The 19997-nt window shown below is 55.8% G+C and carries 20 protein-coding genes and 2 pseudogenes; 4 read left to right on the forward strand and 18 right to left on the reverse strand.

Features of this window, described 5'->3' with window-relative positions:
- Positions 1–299: 299 nt before the first annotated feature.
- Complete coding sequence (locus GF108_RS03505; protein WP_153666886.1) at positions 300–557, reverse strand: hypothetical protein; 258 nt, start codon at positions 555–557, stop codon at positions 300–302.
- A 369-nt stretch (positions 558–926) separates the two neighbouring features.
- Between GF108_RS03505 and GF108_RS22660 the strand changes: the two genes are divergently transcribed.
- Positions 927–1193 (forward strand): PH domain-containing protein, encoded by a 267-nt coding sequence (locus GF108_RS22660; protein ID WP_153667323.1) that lies wholly within the window; start codon positions 927–929, stop codon positions 1191–1193.
- Positions 1194–1329: 136 nt separating this feature from the next.
- Here GF108_RS22660 and GF108_RS22665 read toward each other — a convergent pair.
- From GF108_RS22665 to GF108_RS03550, 9 genes and pseudogenes are all read right to left on the reverse strand, one after another.
- Positions 1330–1485 (reverse strand): annotated as a pseudogene (locus GF108_RS22665) (hypothetical protein); the annotation flags it as partial.
- A 511-nt stretch (positions 1486–1996) separates the two neighbouring features.
- Entirely contained in the window at positions 1997–2254 is a 258-nt protein-coding gene (locus GF108_RS03515) for a DUF982 domain-containing protein (protein WP_153666887.1), read from the reverse strand.
- Between the two features lie 159 nt (positions 2255–2413).
- The gene (locus tag GF108_RS22670; RefSeq protein WP_370462067.1) at positions 2414–2689 is read right to left on the reverse strand and encodes an NAD(P)H-dependent oxidoreductase; all 276 of its coding nucleotides are present in this window, start codon (positions 2687–2689) and stop codon (positions 2414–2416) included.
- Positions 2690–2841: 152 nt separating this feature from the next.
- On the reverse strand, positions 2842–3777 hold the full coding sequence (locus tag GF108_RS03525) for an ABC transporter substrate-binding protein (protein ID WP_153666888.1): 936 nt from the start codon (positions 3775–3777) through the stop codon (positions 2842–2844).
- A gap of 81 nt (positions 3778–3858) precedes the next feature.
- The gene (locus GF108_RS22615) at positions 3859–5676 is read right to left on the reverse strand and encodes an amino acid ABC transporter permease/ATP-binding protein (protein ID WP_153666889.1); all 1818 of its coding nucleotides are present in this window, start codon (positions 5674–5676) and stop codon (positions 3859–3861) included.
- 225 nt (positions 5677–5901) lie between these two features.
- Positions 5902–6444 carry a GNAT family N-acetyltransferase gene (locus GF108_RS03535; protein ID WP_153666890.1) on the reverse strand — a complete coding sequence of 181 codons (543 nt, stop codon included), beginning with the start codon at positions 6442–6444 and terminating at the stop codon, positions 5902–5904.
- Between the two features lie 24 nt (positions 6445–6468).
- Positions 6469–7650 (reverse strand): M20 aminoacylase family protein, encoded by a 1182-nt coding sequence (locus GF108_RS03540; protein WP_153666891.1) that lies wholly within the window; start codon positions 7648–7650, stop codon positions 6469–6471.
- Positions 7651–7652: 2 nt separating this feature from the next.
- Complete coding sequence (locus GF108_RS03545) at positions 7653–9008, reverse strand: LLM class flavin-dependent oxidoreductase (protein WP_153666892.1); 1356 nt, start codon at positions 9006–9008, stop codon at positions 7653–7655.
- A 14-nt stretch (positions 9009–9022) separates the two neighbouring features.
- Complete coding sequence (locus GF108_RS03550; RefSeq protein ID WP_153666893.1) at positions 9023–10027, reverse strand: LLM class flavin-dependent oxidoreductase; 1005 nt, start codon at positions 10025–10027, stop codon at positions 9023–9025.
- Between the two features lie 114 nt (positions 10028–10141).
- Here GF108_RS03550 and GF108_RS03555 point away from each other — a divergent pair, with 114 nt between their 5' ends.
- The gene (locus GF108_RS03555; protein WP_370462096.1) at positions 10142–10447 is read left to right on the forward strand and encodes a short-chain fatty acyl-CoA regulator family protein; all 306 of its coding nucleotides are present in this window, start codon (positions 10142–10144) and stop codon (positions 10445–10447) included.
- A 429-nt stretch (positions 10448–10876) separates the two neighbouring features.
- Here GF108_RS03555 and GF108_RS03560 read toward each other — a convergent pair whose 3' ends face one another.
- Positions 10877–11197 carry a DUF3892 domain-containing protein gene (locus GF108_RS03560; protein WP_370462097.1) on the reverse strand — a complete coding sequence of 107 codons (321 nt, stop codon included), beginning with the start codon at positions 11195–11197 and terminating at the stop codon, positions 10877–10879.
- 773 nt (positions 11198–11970) lie between these two features.
- Here GF108_RS03560 and GF108_RS03565 point away from each other — a divergent pair.
- Positions 11971–12645, forward strand: a complete 675-nt coding sequence (locus GF108_RS03565; RefSeq protein ID WP_153666895.1) for a hypothetical protein — start codon at positions 11971–11973, stop codon at positions 12643–12645.
- A gap of 280 nt (positions 12646–12925) precedes the next feature.
- Positions 12926–13612: pseudogene (locus GF108_RS03570) on the forward strand (ATP-binding protein); the annotation flags it as partial.
- 187 nt (positions 13613–13799) lie between these two features.
- On the opposite strand, the gene GF108_RS03575 reads toward GF108_RS03570, so the two are convergent.
- The 7 genes from GF108_RS03575 to dnaJ form a co-directional block, all read right to left on the reverse strand.
- Positions 13800–14414 carry a transglutaminase-like cysteine peptidase gene (locus tag GF108_RS03575; RefSeq protein ID WP_027230869.1) on the reverse strand — a complete coding sequence of 205 codons (615 nt, stop codon included), beginning with the start codon at positions 14412–14414 and terminating at the stop codon, positions 13800–13802.
- Positions 14415–14732: 318 nt separating this feature from the next.
- Positions 14733–16013, reverse strand: a complete 1281-nt coding sequence (locus GF108_RS03580; RefSeq protein WP_153666896.1) for a polyhydroxyalkanoate depolymerase — start codon at positions 16011–16013, stop codon at positions 14733–14735.
- 164 nt (positions 16014–16177) lie between these two features.
- Entirely contained in the window at positions 16178–16474 is a 297-nt protein-coding gene (locus GF108_RS03585; RefSeq protein WP_153666897.1) for a DUF1330 domain-containing protein, read from the reverse strand.
- Between the two features lie 24 nt (positions 16475–16498).
- Positions 16499–17197 carry an orotidine-5'-phosphate decarboxylase gene (pyrF, locus tag GF108_RS03590; protein WP_153666898.1) on the reverse strand — a complete coding sequence of 233 codons (699 nt, stop codon included), beginning with the start codon at positions 17195–17197 and terminating at the stop codon, positions 16499–16501.
- A gap of 92 nt (positions 17198–17289) precedes the next feature.
- Positions 17290–17874: an NADPH-dependent FMN reductase gene (locus tag GF108_RS03595; RefSeq protein ID WP_153666899.1), complete on the reverse strand. Its 585-nt coding sequence runs from the start codon at positions 17872–17874 to the stop codon at positions 17290–17292.
- 44 nt (positions 17875–17918) lie between these two features.
- On the reverse strand, positions 17919–18515 hold the full coding sequence (gene pmtA, locus GF108_RS03600; protein WP_153666900.1) for a phospholipid N-methyltransferase PmtA: 597 nt from the start codon (positions 18513–18515) through the stop codon (positions 17919–17921).
- An 84-nt stretch (positions 18516–18599) separates the two neighbouring features.
- Entirely contained in the window at positions 18600–19727 is a 1128-nt protein-coding gene (gene dnaJ, locus GF108_RS03605) for a molecular chaperone DnaJ (protein ID WP_153666901.1), read from the reverse strand.
- Positions 19728–19997 lie beyond the last annotated feature (270 nt).

Raw genomic sequence — 19997 nt, forward strand, 5'->3', positions numbered from 1 at the left:
CGCGGCCTGACGCAGCAACGCCAGATAACGTCGGCTCCTTTTTTCGACCGGCAACACGATCTGGCAATGGGTCTCAACGAGACGAGTTACCCGTGTAGTCGGCACGTCAGGCAGGCAACCAAGAGGCAGCTCGCCAAATAGGTAGCACAGTATCATTTTAACCACGGGATGGGATTTTCTCTTACCACCCGTATATCAGTTTTGCAGTTGAGAGCCAAATTTCGACAATTGCTTTCGTTCATGCCGGGTACGGCATGAAGTGCCTCCGAGGATTGGCGAGAAAAATTCTACTTTTCGTGTCAATTATTCATTGGAATAGCCGGAAGCAAAATCCGCGTAGGAACGTTCCAGCAAGGATAACCGCCACCTGGTTCTAACGTGACAGCCAAGTGCGGCTCGCCATCGATTTTGGTGGTATCGGCAACACCTGGATGGGGCATCGCGCAAGCAAAAACAATACTTCCCCGGACAATTAGGTAGCCAGGTTCCAGAGGGTACAACACGGTTTCAGTAATATAGAAAGCTTGAGGAGAGTTTAGTTCCGGGGCGTTTTTCATCTAATAATCCTCGTTGCCAACCATATGATTGGCAACAGCGAAAGATTTTTTTGATCCATGCCCTACGGCAAAATCCAAAGAGCCGGCGCACTCGGAATTTCAAAGCTGGGTGACTGGGCATTGTCTCCGACGTTTGTCAAATGGCTCATTTGAAACGGCGAGGATGCCAAGGAACCAGTGGACTTATTATTACAGAGGGGTATTAGGCCGGGCAATTAGTGCAGAGGATCATAAACATATGGAAGAACAAACACTTTGGGTAGCCCGACCAGTTTTGAGAGACGTATTTATAAATCCAGTTTATTACCTATTGGCGATGACTGGTGTTGGTGCAATGATCCCGCTTTATGCCATCGGTAAAAGTACACGCTGACCACTCACAGGCTTATCGTAGAGGTCGGTATAATTTCTAAGCGGGTTGACGACATCGAGCTTTATCGTATCAAGGACACTAAATCTAACCAAGGCTTGATCGACAGATTGCTCCAAATTGGATCGGTGAGTGTGAATACAACCGATGCGTCTGGTAACTGGAATCTGCAAAAAATAACGTCACCAAGACAGGCCCGTGAAACCATTCGCCACGCCACTGAACAGCTGAAACAAAGTCGCAACGTTCTCATTCACACCGAGTAGCAATCTAACAGTTCAAGGTTGGAATGGATGGGTGTTGCGCACGGCGACGGTAAAAAAAATGACAGGCTATGTGCTCTCCCGAACAAAGTGGATCTTCTCGGTTCCAGACGGCATAGAGGTTCCAAATCGGGGCTGTCTAGCGGCTGAAGTTGCGCGAGAAGAATGCCGCGGACTGACAGCCTTGGGCGGATGAAGCGCCTATCTTTCCCCAACCTCGATTAAATGGCTCGCAAGATTTTCCATCATTGTCTGCGTCGAGATTGCCCCAATATCCGGGTTGGCCGCGATGTGCGGGAGCAAGCCCCTCTCCGGTTACTTAGCGAGATGTGCAATCAATTGCGATCCATGTGAACGCTTTAATCGTGGCATCTCGGTAATGGCGTTGGGAACCGCCGACGGAAAGAGGAGAATTTTGCCAATAAGCGTAGCAGCTGTGCAATACCATTTCTTGAGAACCTCTCCGAACATGGCTAATCGTTATTCAGTGGACGCGGTGCTCCTCCCATTTTGCCGCTTCCACTGTTCCCCTCTGGAGGTTTTACATCCTTCACAATTGGGCCGGGCTTTTCAGTCCGGCTTTTTTGCATTCGTGAACGCCGCGGTGACGAATATCTTTCGTGCCTGGCGTCAGGCCTGAAGGCCGGATTAGATGAAGATACCCGACGCAACATCGCTGCTGAGGGATTGGATTCGAACCAGTCACCTACAGAATAATGATCCGAATGCTCTCCACCTCGGCGAACTACAGTCCTGGGAAAACCAGCTGCTGTGAACCGCCACCGACAAGACCAGCAAAACGCTGGTTAAGCACTTTCCTTCAGATAATCGTGGAAGATGTTGGCTTCTTTCGCTGCATCGATAAACGCGGCACGCGCTTCTGCGGTGCCCGCCTCTCCTTCCAGGGCGTCAAAGCACAGCTGGCGGGCAATCTTCAATCTAGGTCCGTCGTATATCGGCCATTTCATAAACAAAAACTCTGCCGCTTGCGTGACGGAACAGATATTCGTCGGCTTCCCAAGGCGGGCGGCCTCGATGGTAACTGGCGGGAAGGATTTAATCATGGGCTGAAACTCCTATAACATTCAGGTTCCACACCGGTTCGCAGGATACAATACTGCCGCACCTTACAGCCGTATGACGCGTTTCTGCGAATCTGTTTTGTTATCCCGCGGCGCTGGTAGCAGCGGACCTTTCTACCGCAATAAACGGCCGTACTTCACTTACGGCCTGGGTAATCCGTGCGTTGAGGTTGGCGGTGGCAATTTCATAGTCCAGAAAATCACGATCGACGGCAGAAACACGGTCGGCAATGTGTGTGCCATGAAGAAGCCGAAGTGCGGACGCAGTTGGTGCTCGGTAATCAACGCATGCCGGTCACTGCCTCCTGTGGCCGTCAGGAGAATGGGTTTGCCCTCCAAGGCCAGCGGATCGAGCAAATCAATGAGGTGCTTGAAAAACCCGGTGTAGCTGCCTTTATAGGTCGGCGTTCCGACCACAAGAACGTCAGCTGCCAGTATCTTCTCAACAATGCGCGTTGAGGGGCGTCAAGATCCTTGACGTGGCGGGCTACGCCAAGGCTGTCAGTGAAATCAACCAGATCAAAGAGGAAGAAGCCGCTTCCCTGCGGCTTCTTCAGACGAGACGAAGATTAGCTGTCCGGCAGTCCGGGAGGGTTGGTCGTAGCCTTATCGATCGCCTCGGAGCCAAGATTCCAGCGGTTGAGAACCTGCTTATATTTCCCGTTTGCGATGAGCTCATTGAGCGCTTCGGTAATGCCGTCGGCAGCACCACTTCCCTTACGCGTTGTCACGGCGACCTCGGCCGTGATCGGCCAACCGCCGCTCACGGTACCGACGAGCCTAGTCTTGCCATTGACCTTCGCCTTGTAGGCTTGTGTGGCGTTGACGCTGAAAACGGCATCAGCACGTCCGGATTCGATCGCGAGGTATTTCACCGCCTCGTCATCGTAATATTGAACTTCGATCGGCTTCAGGCCGTTGCCGACGTTCTGCTTGTCCCAGGCAAGCAGAATTTTCTCCTGATTCGTGCCCGGATCCGTGATCACTTTGAGACCGGCTATATCCTTTGGCTCCTTGATCTCCTTTATGGGGCCATCGGCCTTGACGTAGAAGCCGAGCTCGTCCTTGCGATAGGTTGAAAAATCGAATTTCTGCTTGCGCTGCTCGGTAACGGTGACGTTGGAAATAACGGCATCGAATTTGCCGGATTCCAGCCCCAGCGGCCAGTCGGCCCAGGCGACTGGAACGAGCACAAGTTCGCGCCCGAGACTGTCTGCGACCAGTTGTGCGAGATCGACATCATATCCGACCACCGTCGTCGCATCGGTTGCATAGGTGCTGAGTGGGGGATTTCCGGGGTTCAGACCAATAGTGAGTTTGCCGTCGCTGATAAACTTGAAGTCCTTGGAAACGGCCTCGATCGCCTTTTCGCTTTTCTCCGCCCGGACACGGTCCTTTTGCTGTGGACTTAGGTCGAAATCATCGCTTGCCGCGTAGCCCAGCCCTGCACTGGCGGCAATTAAACAGCCGGCGATTGCAGTTATCAATGCTAGTCTCTTTGTCATGATTGGCCCCTTTCAATAGTGGTGGTGTTGGTTGACGTCTGTCGGTTATTTTCAACTCTTTCCCGAACAAGAGAAGTTTGCTCAGAGAACTTTGGCCAGGAACTCGGCAGTCCGGGCGTTTGCGGGACGGTTCAGGATCTGATCGGGTGAGCCTGTTTCAACGATCTTCCCGGCATCCATGAAGATCACCGTGTCGGCAACTTCGCGGGCAAAACCGATTTCATGGGTCACGATGATCAGTGTCGTGCCGGAGCGCGCGAGCTCCTTGATCACATCCAGAACCTCGCCGACGAGCTCGGGATCGAGTGCCGATGTCGGCTCGTCAAACAACAGGACTTTGGGACGAAGCGCGAGCGCTCGAGCAATCGCAACACGCTGTTGCTGGCCGCCCGAAAGCTGCCGGGGATAGGCGTTGATCTTGTCGCCAAGACCGACACGGGCGAGCAGGTCGCGTGCGAGGTTGATGGCTTCGGGACGGCTCAGCCGCTTCAGCGAAACCGGTGCTTCTATGATATTCTCAAGCACAGTCAGATGAGGAAAGAGATTGAAACTCTGGAACACCATGCCGACTTCGGCGCGGCGCTTCAAAATGTCTTTCTCCTTCAGCTCATAGAGTGTCCTGCCGCTCTTGCGGTATCCTACGAGTTCACCGTCGACAGTGATAAAACCATCATCCACACGCTCAAGATGATTGATCGTACGCAGGAGAGTGGATTTGCCCGAGCCTGACGGGCCGAGAATTGCCGTGACGCTTCCGGCTTTGATATCGAGGCGGATATTGTCCAGAACCTTCAATTGTCCGAAGCTTTTTGACACGCCGTGGATTTTCACCGATCCCGGTGCGCGCCATTGCCCGAATGTCTCCCGTTGCGTGCCCGTCAACCGCCATGTCGGAAGCTGGCCATGCGAACTGCCTGGAGACGCAGGCGCAATTTGCGGCTGCACCAGGACCGGTGCGCCGAACAGACGGCGTAGTGTAGGGCCAAACAGCGGGGCCGGCGCGCTGCGCAGCGCGCCTTTGGCAAAATATCGCTCGATATAATACTGCCCGACGGAGAGCACCGTCATGATGATCAGGTACCAGACGGTCGCAACCATGAGCAATGGCACAACTTCAAGGTTGCGGCGATAGATCACCTGCACCGTGTAGAAGAGTTCCGGCAGGGCGAGCACGTAGACCATGGACGTGCCCTTGGCCAGACTGATGATCTCGTTGAAGCCCGTCGGCAAGATGGTGCGCATCGCCTGGGGAAGCACGATCCGGAAGGCTTGCCGGCGACGCGGGAGACCGAGAGCCGCCGCCGCCTCGAGCTGCCCCTGGTCGACCGACAGGATCCCTCCGCGGATGATTTCCGAGGAGAAGGCCGCCTGATTGAGGCTGAGCCCGATCAGGGCTGCGGCAAAGGGGCTCAAGATCGATATCGTCGGATATTCGGCGAACAGAATATCCGTGTAGGGAACACCGATCCGGACGGTCGCGTAAAGATAGCCGAGGTTGTTGAGTATCAAGAGGAGGACGATCAGCGGGATGGAACGAAGCAGCCAGATGTAGGCCCAGGAAAGTCCGCCCAGCAGCGGCGATTTCGAGACCCGGGCCAGAGCCAGGGCCGTGCCAAGCGTAAAGCCCAGGACCGTCGCCAAAGCAGTCAGCAGAAGGGTTCGGGCGAGGCCGGCCAGGATAGGCTCTGCAAAAAACCACTCGGCAAAAACGCTCCAGCCCCACTTCGGGTTTGTGAGTATAGACTGCAACGTGACGAAAATGACGGATGCGGCAAATAGTGTTCCGACGAAACGCGCCGGGTACTTTGCCTTGACAATCTTGTAGTGCGTGTAGTCCTCACCTCCGCTGGAAGATTGCGTCAGAGATCGATTATCGGAATAGTCTGTCGCAATCGCCATGTGGCCAGATCCTCTTTACAATACGTGCCAGTGAGTATCACGGTTTGGCGTAATACTTTCCGGGAGCAAATTTTACTCTACTGATTTAGTAGTGTATTGAGAAAACAGTCAAAGACGGATGCTGCGTTTCCTGGCAATTATCGGAAGCATTGTTGCAAAGATTGCTGCTTCCTGAGCATTAAATCCCATTGCACGTTTGGCCGCTGGATGGCGGTATTTGGCCCATCAGGCCGCATGTGTGGAAAGCCTGCCGGCTTCAACGGCAGGCGACGGCGTCTGAGTTGCAAGGTGGCTGATGTCTTTTTCGAATGCCAAATGCCCATAGACTTCCGGATCAACATCGACGTCAAAGAGCGCGGTATACCCCGAACGCAGATAGAGCTGGGTAGCCTCCGGCTGCCTGAATCCGGTTGTCAGGTAAATGCGGGAATATCCCTGGCGTGCCGCCTGCGCCTCCAGTTCATAGACAACCTTCCGCGCCAGTCCCTGCTGGCGCAAATCAGCATGGGTCCAGATACGCTTCAGTTCTGCCGTCCGCTCATCATAGCGCTTGAATGCGCCGCCGCCGATGGTCAGTCCGTCACGCAGCACCAGGAGGAATGAACCGTGTGGCGGTGCGAAATATTCGGCTGGATAACGGCTCAGTTCATTCCGTGCCGGTTCGCCGAAGTAGTTGCCGTAACGGCTTTCATATTCTTCAATCAGCGCTTCGATAAGGGGGACTGCCCTCTCGTCATTGGGAGTGGTGTAGACGAAAACATCAGTCATGATTGTCTCGTTTCCTTTCACAATTCAGGATGGATTCTTGGCAAGATATTCTTCGGCCAGCCTGACCCAGTAACGGGATGCCGGGACGATGATCTCGTCATTGAAGTCATAGCGCGGGCTGTGCAATGGCGCGCTGTCGCCGTTCCCTATGAAGAGATAGCTGCCGGGCAAAGCCTCAAGCATGAAGGCGAAATCCTCGCTTGCGGAAATCGGCTGGAAATTGCTCTCAACTCTCTCTTCGCCAAAGTGGGCGACGGCGACCTGACGTGCGAATTCCGTCTCGCCGGGGTGGTTGACAAGCACAGGATATCCGCTGGGATAGTCGATTTCGGCGGTCGCTCCATAGCTCTCCGCTTGTGCCTTAGCCAGGTCCGTGATGCGTTGTTTGATTTTTTCACGCACGTCCACACGGAACGTCCGGACCGTCAGTTCAAGTTCGACACTATCGGGAATGACGTTCGGTGCGATGCCGGCGTGAATGGTGCCAACAGTGATGACGGCCGCGTCCAGCGGATCGATATTGCGTGCCACGATGCTTTGCAATGCCATGATCAGGGAAGCGCTGGCAACTACGGGATCGACCGCTTCCTGCGGACGCGCTCCGTGACCGCCCTTCCCCACTATACGGATCGTCACCTTGTCAACCGAGGCCATGGCGGGACCGGTGATAAAGCCAAATTGCCCCGTTGCCACGCCCGGCCAGTTGTGCAAGCCAAATACCGCGTCGCAGGGGAAACGCTCGAACAGGCCATCCCTTATCATGCGGCGAGCACCTGCCCCACCCTCTTCCGCCGGCTGGAAAATGAGATTGAGAGTTCCGGAGAAATCTCGCGTGTCGGCGAGATAGCGGGCGCTGTTCAGGAGGATGGTGGTATGGCCGTCATGACCGCAGGCGTGCATCCGGCCCGCAGTGCTGCTGGCATAGGAAAGACCGGTAGTTTCAATGATTGGCAGCGCGTCCATATCTGCCCGAATGCCAAGGCGTTTTTTACCTTTTCCGTTCTGCAACTTGCCAACGACGCCCGTACCGCCGATCCCGGTGGCAACCTCATATCCCCAGGCGCTGAGCTTTTCGGCAACGATGCGGCTGGTCCGATGTTCATGATAGCCGAGCTCAGGGTGGGCATGCAGGTCGCGCCGAAGTGCGATCGCCTCGTCGCGAAATCGATCGAGGCCTGCCGCAACCTTGTCCGGACGATGCGCCATCGCTAGACAGTTTCCTTTTGAGTGAGAGGCGTGGTGGGCGACGCGTTCTTTTCGGCATAGCGGCTTTCGCGGAATGGAAGTCCGAGATTTTCCCGCAGGGTTGCTCCAGCAAGGACGGAACGGTGGTAGCCGCGGCTTTCGAGAATGGGCAGCACGTCACACACGAAATCGTCGAGTCCCGCCGCGAGAATCTGGAAACCGAGGATGAAGCCGTCCGCCGCATTATTGTCGATCCAGCGGATCAGTTCCTCGGCAATCTTTTCCGGCGTTCCGGTGAAGGAATTGCGGGGTGTCGTGACCTCAAGCGCCACCTCACGCAGGGTCTGGCCCTTCGCCTTCGCGTCACGTTTTATGCGATCGGTGGTGGAGCGAAAATTGTTCTTGCCGATGTCGCCAAGTTCCGGAAACGGCGCGTCGAGCGGATAGGCACCGAAATCATGGTGATCGAAGAAACGCCCAAGATAAGCCAGCGCCTCGTCGATCGTGACCAGATCGCGGATTTCGCGGTATTTCGCTTCGGCCTCTTCTTCCGTTGCGCCGACGATGGGCGAGATGCCTGGGAAAATCAGAATTTCATCGGGGTTGCGGCCATGCGCCTTGGCGCTTTCCTTGATGCGGCGGTAGAAGATCCGGGCGTCCTCTATGGGCACGTGATTGGTAAAAACCCCGTCGGCGTGCTTGCCGGCCAATTCGATGCCATCATCCGACGAACCAGCCTGGAAAACTACAGGCTGGCCCTGCGGCGAGCGGCCAATGTTGAGCGGGCCTTCTGAATTGAAGAAGCGGCCGTGGTGATCCAGCTTGTGTAGTTTCGACTTGTCGAAAAACTGCCCCGTGGCGCGATTCCGAATGAACGCGTCATCGTCCCATGAGTCCCAAAGGCCCTTGACCACATCGAGATGCTCTTCCGCGATCTCGTAGCGGAGGGCGTGATCGGGATGGTCGCGACCGTAGTTTTTACCCGAACCTTCGAGGGGCGAGGTCACAGCGTTCCAGCCAGCACGGCCGTTGCTGATCTTGTCGATCGATCCGAACTGCCGTGCAACGGTGAACGGGTCACTGTAGGAGGTGGACAACGTGCCGACCAAGCCAAGCTTCGAGGTGGTGGCGGCGAGCGCCGACAGGATCGCAATCGGTTCGAAGCGATTCAAAAAATGCGGAATCGATTTTTCGTTGATGTAGAGTCCATCGGCAATGAAAGCGAAGGCTATGCCGGCCGCTTCGGCCTTTTTGGCCTGCTCCAGATAGAAATTGAAGTTGACGCTCGCATCCGGCGGCGAGCTCGGATGCTTCCACGAATTCATATGGCCGCCAGGGCCCTGCAGCATAACCCCGAAGCGGACAGGTTTCTTAGTCATCTGATTTCTCCGTGCTATGCGGCGACCGCATATTGTGCCTGCGCCAGAAGTTCGATCGACGCGAGACGTCGCGCCGCATCGTTGACAGGTGTGTCGATGATGAATTCCCTGATGCCGTAGCGTTCGTGAAAATGGTCAAGATCAGCAATGACCTTGCGAGCAGATCCGCAAATGACGTTGGGAATTTTCTTTTCGATACGGTAGTCGCGCGCTCCGGACTGCCGGGCAAACTCCTTGGCCTGCTCGACACTGCCGACCGTCACGCTCTGCCCGCCGTTGACATGAACCTTGAAAAGATCGAGATCGTCCACAAGCCGTTCTGCCTCAGCGTCCGTTTCCGCCGCAACCACGCCAACGGCGAGAATTGGACTGCGATCAGGTGCCAGTCTCCGGTACGCATCTAGTGTATTCCTCAGAACCTCCTCGTCGCCGTTGAGATGGCTGGCGAACACGAAGGCCCATCCCTGCTCTGCGGCGAGCACCGCACTGTCGACACTCGCTCCAAGCAGGAAACGCTGGACCGCAACAGCAGGCACCGGAGTAGCCTTCACGCCGGCAAGCGGATGAACCGATGGCAGGGTATCGTCGAGAAATGCACTGAGCTGCGCGAGCTGCGCGGCAAAATCCGGCTTTTCCGGGCGGGCGAGCAATCCCTGCAGCGCACGGGTCGAGAATGGCAAGCCGCCAGGCGCTTTCCCGACACCGAGATCAATCCGGTCAGGCGCAAGAGCCGCCAGGACATTGAAATTTTCCGCGACTTTGTAGGGGCTGTAGTGCTGCAGCATAACCCCGCCGGAGCCAATGCGGATGTGCGAGGTATTTGCCGCCAGGAAAGCGATCAACACCTCAGGTGACGAACTTGCAACGCCTGATGTATCGTGGTGCTCGGCCACCCAGAACCGGTGAAAACCCCATTTCTCGGCCTGTTTGGCGAGCGCAACCGTTCGTTTTAACGCTGCACCAGCAGTTTCGCCGTCAAAAATCGGACTTTTGTCAAGCAGACTGAGTGCATAACCCATTTTGAGAAATCGCCTCGTTAAGGGAAGCGCTCAAGTGGGATGGGATGAGCGCCTCGTGTCAGAGCACCTAGATTTTCTTCAATTGGGTCAATCGTCAAAGAAAGCCTTACTAAAATCTCGGGGAACCTCAGAAATAAATCACACGGAATTAGGCACAGCAATTTCCGGCGAATCCAGCGTCACAGCATGCAGCCGCAGTATGCGATCGCATTTGGATGTGAGGTTTCTTACGCGCACGCGTTCGTTTATGCTGATGATCTCAATCTTTCTGGGCGGTCTAATTTCGCGCCCATAGGAATTTCGTGTCGAATTTGCGAGCGGGTCAGTTGCCCGCAGAGAGCCGTTCCTCCGCTAATGCGGAGACTTATCGTTGACCACGACAACAGATCGGCTCTGCCTTACACAATTGGCGAGGGCTGAACGAGCCTGGCGTATTCATCTGCCAGGGGAAGACGACAATACGATCCGGTGTTTCTGAGCATGGTGGCCGCTGCGTCTTTCCCCAGCAGCCAGTGCTTTCCTGTCCAATTCCGGCCAGTGGGGCGGGCTAGATATTGTTCAGCAAGCTACTTTCCAACAGAGACTCTTTCGCGTGGTGTTGAGACACTCAGATTGATCGCACTGCTGGGCCGGACCAATTTTTTGCAACCGGTTGCAATTTTCTACTAACCGCAAAAAACCTCGGGATACGCGCCCGAAGACCTTTGCGGCGCTGTCGATGGCCTGCCAATCATATGGGCGGCGATGGCCTTAGCACTATGGAACGGCGCAGAGTGCGGGGCTGGTCGCGACCAGAAGTCCCCCAATCCGGAGCTTCGGAGGGGTCTTTGTCTTGGGAGGCGAAACGTCTTAGCAGCGAGGGAGTGCCAGCCGATTATCAGGTTCGATGGGGTCCGGCTGCGTCTTGAGATATTTGCGGCGATTTGACCGTCTCGCTACGGTCACCCACACAGACTGACCTTTTGCGACTGCCCAGAGACGGTAGCTGCCGCGTTCGATGCCTGCAATGAGGTTATCTATGGTCTCGTACCAATCGACGCCGCCGACACATGGTTTTTGGGTAACGCCACGCACGTTGGCGGGGCAAACACATTCCGCGAGACGATCAACGTCCCTGGGATACCGGCGCCCCACCAAGAGGGGCAATCGTGGTATAAGGAACTTGACCACACCGCCTAGTTCGCCCTTATCGCAGGGATCAGCAACCTCATCGGTACCGTCCAAAATGGATAATCCCCTGCCGGATCAAGCGTGACCGCCAAATAGGGTTCCCTCATCGCCAGGCTGTCACCGATGGCAATGCCATAGTCTGGTTGCAGACATGCAAAGACAATGCTTCCACGTTTAATCCAGCAATCCGGTTCGGGTAGGTAAGGAACGTCCTCAAACAGTATATAGGCTCGAAGATTTTCGGGAATTGAGGCTTTCGGCATATTCATAGTGTCAGACCAAATGAGCCTTTAAACAACGGAGCGATTCTTCAAGGTTTCAACTCAGCTTGCCTGCAATCGCCATTTTTTGAATCTGTGCGAGTACCAAGGGCCTACCTTGAATAAAATCAAATACTTATGGAGTATGTCAGAAATCTGCCAGGCCGAATTGGGCCGAAACGTTGATGAAATGAGCGATTTTAACTTGTTTCGCCGGTACCTCAGTGCCCCTAAAACTCATTAGAAATGCATGGAAATGCAACTTTGTACGCAAGGGAGCCGATCCGCTTATGAAGCGCTGGGATAGTAGTTGTATAGTGTCAATTTTGTGTTGAAGTAATTGTTTTAAATAATTTATCATTGTAAAGAAGAAAACTTCGCAAACTAGCTTTTTCGATTGCAATGAAATTGAATACATGATATAAGTGGAACGTGTTTTAAAAACACAACCCACATCCTTCTATCACAGCTTAATATACATCATTTTATATTGACAATATTACAAGGTTTTAAATGAATAATTACATCTATAATTCAACAATATATTTCAACGGTCCGATTAGCCACGACAGCATCCACGCCTTTAAGCGAATGATCGACCACAACATCACTTCGGACGAGTGCACGATGGTGCTCGTCACTGAAGGGGGTGATTATAACGCGGCCTTTCATCTGGCTAAATTTTTGCGCGCGCATTTCGATCGAATTCGCATTGTATTGCCCAGCGTATGCAAGGGACCCGGGATGCTCATTGCAGCGGTAGCGGACGAATTGGTCTTCGACGTTTACGGGGAGCTCGGCCCTGTCAGTACGGCATCTCAGGCAGTAACCGGCAAGAACGAAATGCTCACCAAGTATCTGACCCAACTAGACGTGAACTTTCGACCAGGCGCGATTGATCGGCTCGTTAGCGGATATTGTACGGAACAATATGCCATTGACCAAGATGAAGCGCGGGAGCTTGTCTTTGCGATCGAGGAGCTAACAAGTGAGGATAGGCAGGCTATATTTTTGCTGGGAGACCCATCCGTAGTGCCCGTCCAAGGTGAAGCAGTTATCCGGGTCCTGGCACCCGAGGACGTCAACAAAGCCAGCGATGGTGTACACGTGGAAAACATTTCCAACGAAGACGACGATGCCGTCCCTCCGGGACTTCGCCACGTTCAGATCATTCATTTTGGAAAATGATCCGATTCAACAGGAGGGTGCCATTGGGAACCCTCCTTTTTCGAATTGAATACAAAATCCCCAGAACCGAATTATCATCGATTCGGCGATCGCCGCTTCGACACATACCCACCCCCAAAACTATGGAAGGAACCTTTGTCAGACCATATTATACAATCAATTTTCACGGCCAATTCGGCCCAAATTTCCCACACACACACATCGACCAGCACCGGATTAGATGAAGACTCAGCGACCCCACGTGTCAACAATCAAGAGCTATACTGGCTGGCGCGTAAGTATACGTGCCCGGCCCGGTGAGGTCTCGCTCGCCCATCACGGCGTTCTCTTCCTCGATGAGTTCCCGGAATTTACGCCGCAAGTCCTCGATTCGCTGCGCCAGCCGCTGGAGACGGGCGAATGTCTGATCGCGCGCGCCAATCACCGCATCGTCTATCCGGCACAGATCCAGCTGGTGGCGGCGATGAACCCCTGCCGTTGCGGGATGGCGGGCGAGCCCGGCCATCAATGTGCGCGTGGCCCGCGCTGCCGCCAGGACTATCAGGCACGTCTTTCCGGGCCGCTGCTCGACCGCATCGACATCAGGATCGACGTTCCTTCCGTGAGCGCGAGCGATCTCATCCGCCCGGCGGTGTCAGAAGCGAGTGTCACGGTGGCGGCGCGGGTCGCACGGGCGCGCGCTGTTCAAAAGCGGCGCTACGAAGAACTCGGCGCCCCCTCGATCACGACCAATGCGCATTCCTCCGTCGCGCTTATCGAAAAGGTCGCCGCACCCGATGCTTCCGGCATGGCGCTACTGCACCAGGCAAGCGAGCAGATGCGATTCTCGGCCCGCGCCTATCACCGTGTGCTGAAGGTTGCGCGCACGCTGGCCGATCTCGACGCCCAGGATACGGTCGGGCGCATTCACCTTGCCGAAGCAATCTCCTATCGGATGACGACGGACAGGATGGGCGAGCCGGCGTGAGATCGAGGCAGAATGGCTGAGGGTAGCCAAGAAGCGCCATGCCTGCGCCTGCACGCAAAGATGCGGAGACTTTATCAGTCGCGGACATCGCGCCTATCTGGTGCAGAACCATAGGCAATAGGACGGCGCAAATAAAAACTGCCGGCCCCTTCGATCCGGCAGTTCGAGTTTCGCGGCCTCTTCCCGATTACTGGACGGAACCGACGAGGATGTTGGACGGAGCTTCGATGCTGACCCAGCGCCCGGTATTGTTGGTCGCCTGGCGCTTCAGATAAGTATACTCGGTCTCCGACCAGTTCTTCACGCCGTCAACGAGGTTATCGAGAACGAAATCACCCTTGTCGGTGCGCACGGTCAGGACCGCGTGACCCTCGCCATCAGGCTTGCGGACAACGGTGATCAGCAGATTGGCGGGCGAGATGCCCTGCTGCATCAGGTCGCGGCGCTTCAGGAGCACATAGTCTTCGCAATCGCCGACTTTGTCCGGATAGGCCCAGTATTCCTCGACCCCGTAAATTTCCTTGTCAGTGAGCGGCTTGATCTTCTGGTTCACGTCGCTGTTGACGTTGACGATCAACTGCCAGAAATCGTGGCTCATCTTTTCAGGCATGATATTGCGGCTGCGGATCGAGCATTCTTCCGGCATACGCTTGCACAACTCGTAATGACCAATTGGTTGTGACGTGAGGCCACCGGTGGTCATGAACGCTTCAGACGCCGAGGCGGAGTTTGCCCCAAATGCGGCCGTGAAGAGCGCTGCCGCGATCCCCATCGACTTCAAAACCCGCCCCATTCCGAACATGCCCTACTCCACACCAGCAGCCTTCGTTAACAAAACGTTAATGGCCGGACGGGACATGAGTCAATCACAATGGCGCCACGGTCTTGCCATTGTTAATATATGGTTAAAATTTGAGAAGCCGCCTATCCCCACGTTCGATTGATATGCGCCGACGTGGAATTGCTGCGAAACCGGAGGGCTTCCAAAGCAACATAGCAAATGGGCAAAGGCCAAAGCCATTGCTCAACGCACTGAAAACAAATGGTTATTGCTGGCGATCTTTCCTTAGGGCAGACTATTCGATCTGCCTCTCCACTGCCCGAGGCTAGACCGAAGGTTCTAGCCCGCCGCGCGTTTGCCGATCGGGGTAACGTTGCTCGTCTGGCGGTTCACGCGTGCGTGATCGTTAACGAATTTGACGATTCGTGGTGCAATTTCGGCACGGAAGCGCGAACCGTTGAACACGCCATAGTGCCCAACCTTCGGCTGCAGGTAATGCATGCGCATCTCTTTGGGGATATTTACGCAGAGGGTCTGCGCTGCCTTGGTCTGCCCGACGCCGGAGATATCGTCATTTTCGCCTTCCACCGTAAGCAGCGCCACATTGCGAATTGCGGATGGATCGACAAGGATGCCGCGGTGGGTCATCTCGCCCTTCGGCAGGGCATGGCGGACGAAGACAGTATCGACGGTCTGCAGGTAGAACTCGGCCGTCAAATCCATCACCGCCATATATTCATCATAGAATTCGCGGTGCTTGTCTGCCGAGTCGCCATCCTCCTTCACGAGATGCATGAAGAATTCCTTGTGCGCCGTGATATGGCGGTCGAGATTCATGCTCATGAAGCCGGAAAGCTGCAGGAAACCCGGATAGACCTCACGCATGAAGCCCGCATGCGGCCAGGGAACCGACATGACGACATTGTCGCGGAACCAGTCGATACCCTTTTCCTCGGCGAGTTTGTTGACCACCGTCGGATTCTTGCGGGTATCGATCGGCCCACCCATCAGCGTCATGCTCGAAGGCGCGAAACGGTCGCCATTGGCTTCCATGACCGAAACGGCGGCAAGTACCGGCACGGAAGGCTGGCACACCGCAACCACATGCGTATCTTCGCCCAACGCATGGAACATCTCGATGACGTAATCGATATAGTCGTCGAGATCGAACTTGCCGTCAGTCAGCGAAACGGTGCGGGCGTCCACCCAATCGGTGATATAGACCTCCGCATGCGGCAGAAGCGCTTCGACGGTGCCGCGCAGCAGCGTCGCATAGTGTCCCGACATCGGCGCGACAATCAGAATCCTCGGATCGGCGGCACGCTTTGCCAGCAGGGCGCGCTTGAAATGGATGAGGTTGCAGAACGGCTTCTTCCAGACGATCTTCTCTTTGACGTCGGTCTCAACTCCGTCGACCACCGTGGTAGGGAGGCCGAATGCCGGCTTGCCGTAGGCACGGGTGGTGCGCTCGAAGAGCTCGCACATCGCCGCGATGGAGCGCCCGACTACCGTCTGGGATAATGGATTGAGCGGGTTATCGTAGAACAGCTTGGTGGCGTCGGCGAAAGCCCGGTAAGGCTGAAGCGCGGCATGGTTGAGTTCATAAAGTTGGTAAAACATTCCACTTTCCGATCAATCACCACAGCTGCAATTCAAGAACAATGACGCCCACATATGAAAATGTTCTTGACGGGTCAGTGACCGTAGCTGGTTTTACCGCTATTGCAATGCAACAAAGGTATGAGAGAACAGAAAAATGTTCGCATCGAAAGGCGTATCTGCGGTTAGCCGGCTTCAGCGCCTTCGACCAGCAGCATCTCACCCTCGGCGACTGTCAGGCGGATAGTCTTGGCCGCCTGATATTCCGGCGAATTATAGCAATCGAGCGCGGCCTGGAGCGAGGGAAACTCGATGACGACGTTGCGTCCGCGCGCCGGCCCTTCGAGAACGTGATAGGCGCCGCCGCGCGCCAGGAAATTGGCGCCATATTTCTCGAAAGCGGGTTTCGCTGTGGCGATATAGTCCTTGTAGCGTTCGGGGTCTTTTACATCCATCCGCGCGATCCAGTATCCCTTGGGCATTTTTCTCGCTCCTTTGATGTCCGATTATACTTTGGCCATTTCAGCCAGAATCTCTTCCGCTGCCGCACGGCGATCGCCCGCGCCGACAATGGGGCGGCTGACCACAAGGTGGCTCGCCCCGGCGCGCAGGGCGTCTGCCGGGGTCATCACACGCTTCTGATCGCCCGCGGCGGAACCTGCCGGGCGAATGCCCGGCGTGACGATGGCAAGCTTCGGGCCGACGATCTTGCGCACAGCCTCGGCCTCCGTCGCCGCGCAAACGATCCCGCCCATGCCGGCGTTGAATGCCTGTTCGGCCCGGATCAGCACCAGCGTATGCGGGTCGTGCTCATAACCGGCATCGACGAGATCCTGCTGGTCCATCGAGGTCAGCACTGTCACGCCGAGCAAGCAAAGGTCTGATCCCCGTGCTGCCTCGACGGCGGCCCGCATGGCTTTCGGATAGGCATGCAGCGTCAGCATCGACACGCCCATTTTCACGATATTCTCAACGGCCTTCGCCACCGTGTTGTCGATGTCGAGAAGTTTCATGTCGAGAAAGACTTTCTTGCCGGAGCGAGCAAGTTCGCTGGCCAGACCAAGCCCGCCGGCGAAGGCGAGCTGATAGCCGATCTTGTAGTATGAAACCGTATCGCCGAGTTCGCTGATCACCTCTTCGGCGACGTCGAGCGTCGGCACGTCAAGGCCGACGATCAGGCGCTCGCGCAAAGCCGCATCCGTCATGACAATCATCCCTTTTTCTTTGATCGCATCCCATTGGCACAGATGCGGCCGATTGAAAACAGCTATTGCCGCGAGCAGCCGCAAAACGCCGACTATGCGCGGGATTTGGCAAAGCGCGTGTGGTCGATCAACGATTGGCAGACCCGTTCCATCGACTTTGCCGTGCGCTCGTTGCGAAACGATCCGTCCTCGGCGAAGGCTTCATGCGCATGGATTACCGAGCATTGTTCCGTGATGATCTGCGTCCCGACATTCATCAGGACCGACCGCAAATGATAAAGCCCGCGCGCACCGCCAAAATTGCCCTCGGATGAAGAGCAAAGTCCAACGACCTTGCCGGAATAGGGCTTGAGCGGCTTGTCGCCATCCTTCGAAATACGGCTGACCCAGTCGATGGTATTTTTGAGAAGCGGCGGAATCGACGAATTGTACTCGGGCGAGGCAATCAGGATGCCGTCATGAGCCGCAAAGAGCCGGCCAAGCTTCATGGCATTGTCAGGAATTCCCTTTTTCTCTTCGAGATCCTCATCCATCAACGGCAAGGGATAATCGAAAAGCGCAATAAGCGTCACATCGGCGCCGAGTTCGGCCAATGTCTTGACCGCAGCGTTTGCTACCTTCTTGCTGTAGGCACCCGTACGGTTCGACCCGGCAAACACCAGAATCTTCGGCAGCATTCAAACCCTCTATCGAAATGGCAGCGCAGGGCAGTTAAGCGGAGTCAGTCGACCCTGCGGTAGACCCAGAGCCGTGCCGGGGGCACGTTGCGGATGATGAAATCGAGATGCTCAATCTTGTAGTTGCCGCGCCCGGCCGGCACCGGCGAAAGTGGCCCATAGGTAATCTGGACGACGGGCCGTCCGTGCGGAATACGCCGCAGCAGATCCTCGACGATGGCAACGCGGTCACTCACAGGGAAATTCAAAAGTGGAACCGCAGAGATGACGCTGTCGAATTTCTGGTCGCGCTTCTCGCCCAGCGTGGTGTCGAGATCGAACGCATCGCCCTCGATGATGTTAACGCCAGGGAAATCCTCGCGCAGATGCTGGGCAAAATCCGACGAATACTCGACGCTATAAAGATTGGCCGAGGCAACGCCGCGATTGAGAATGGCCCGGGTGATTACCCCTGTGCCGGGGCCGAGTTCGAGCACGGGAAGCCCGGAATGCGGATTGACGACGCTCGCCATGCGCCGGGCAGTGATCGAACTCGTTGGAAGAATCGAGCCCACCGCCTTGGGACCGTGCATCCAACCCTTGAAGAACCGGATTTCCTCGCCGAACTTCTCGGCCAGTTTCTTCCCCAAAGGTCTCGACATGCTCATCCTCCGTCGCAGTTAGACAAGTTTATGCCGCAACACGTGACGGAAGCAAGGCCGCCAAGGGGAAAAGATCCAATAAAACTACTCGCTTAGACTTTCGAAGAACTCTTTCATGCGGGCAAAGAAGCCTGACGATTGCGGGCTGTTATCCTGCGATGAAATGCGCTCGAACTCTTCGAGCAGCTCGCGCTGGCGCTTGTTGAGATTCTGCGGCGTTTCAATGGCCATCTGGATGTAGAGATCGCCCATGGCAGGCTGGCGCAGCACCGGCATGCCCTTGCCCTTGAGGCGGAACTGCTTGGCATTTTGCGTGCCATCGGGAATCTTGACGCGCGTCTGGGTACCGTCCAGCGTCGCAACTTCGATCTGCCCGCCAAGCGCGGCAGTCGTCATCGAAATCGGCACCTTGCAATAGAGATCGGCGCCGTCGCGCTGGAAAAACTCATGCGGCTTCAGCGACAGGAAAATATAAAGATCGCCCGCCGGTCCGCCGCGCAAGCCGGCTTCGCCCTCGCCGGTCAGGCGAATGCGGGTGCCATCCTCGATGCCGGCAGGAATGTTGACGGAAAGCGCGCGTTCTTCGGTAACGCGGCCCTGGCCCGAACATTTGGTGCAAGGATCCTTTATGATCTGGCCGCGGCCGTGGCAGGTCGGGCAGGTGCGCTCGATCGAGAAGAACCCTTGAGCAGCGCGCACGCGGCCCGAACCACTACAGGTGCTGCAGGTGACAGGCGAGGTGCCGACTTTCGCGCCGGTACCCGAGCATTCGTCGCAGGTGATCGAGGTCGGAACCCGGATTTGCGCCGTCTTGCCGGTATAGGCTTCCTCGAGCGTGATCTCCATATTGTAGCGCAGATCGGCGCCACGCTCGCGGCCGCCGGAGCGGCGCTGACGTCCGCCGCCCATCATCTCGCCAAAAATATCTTCGAAAATATCGGCAAAACCACCGGCGCTGCCGAAGCCACCACCGCCATTCATGCCGCCATGCTCGAAGGCCGCATGACCGAAACGGTCGTAGGCTGCCCGCTTCTGCGGGTCCTTCAGGGTCTCGTAGGCCTCGCCAATTTCCTTGAATCGGTGTTCGGCGGCTGCGTCTCCCGGATTCTTGTCGGGGTGAAATTGCATTGCCAGCTTACGGAAAGCGCTCTTGAGCTCTTTCTCATCAGCGCCTTTCGTGACGCCGAGGGTTTCGTAATAGTCAGCCTTCATCCAGACACTCGTTCCGTGAAAATCGCGTACGCTTCTTCAAGAAGCTTGTTTAATGCCGGTATTTAGGTGTTCGCCGCCATGAATGCCATAGCCAACTTACATTGATTCGCAAGAAATGCCGCATATTCGCGGATTATCGCGGGAATGTGGCGGGAATCACCTTTTGCTTTCGACTTTCTTTCGCGAAGGCGAGAAAAGCCCGGCGCGATCGCCGGGCTCCGCTCGTTTCTCTGATATGCATTCGGTCGCGTCGTAGTGGCTCGCCTAGAT

Origin of the sequence: Phyllobacterium sp. SYP-B3895 (assembly GCF_009647635.1) — a bacterium.
Lineage (GTDB): Bacteria > Pseudomonadota > Alphaproteobacteria > Rhizobiales > Rhizobiaceae > Phyllobacterium > Phyllobacterium pellucidum.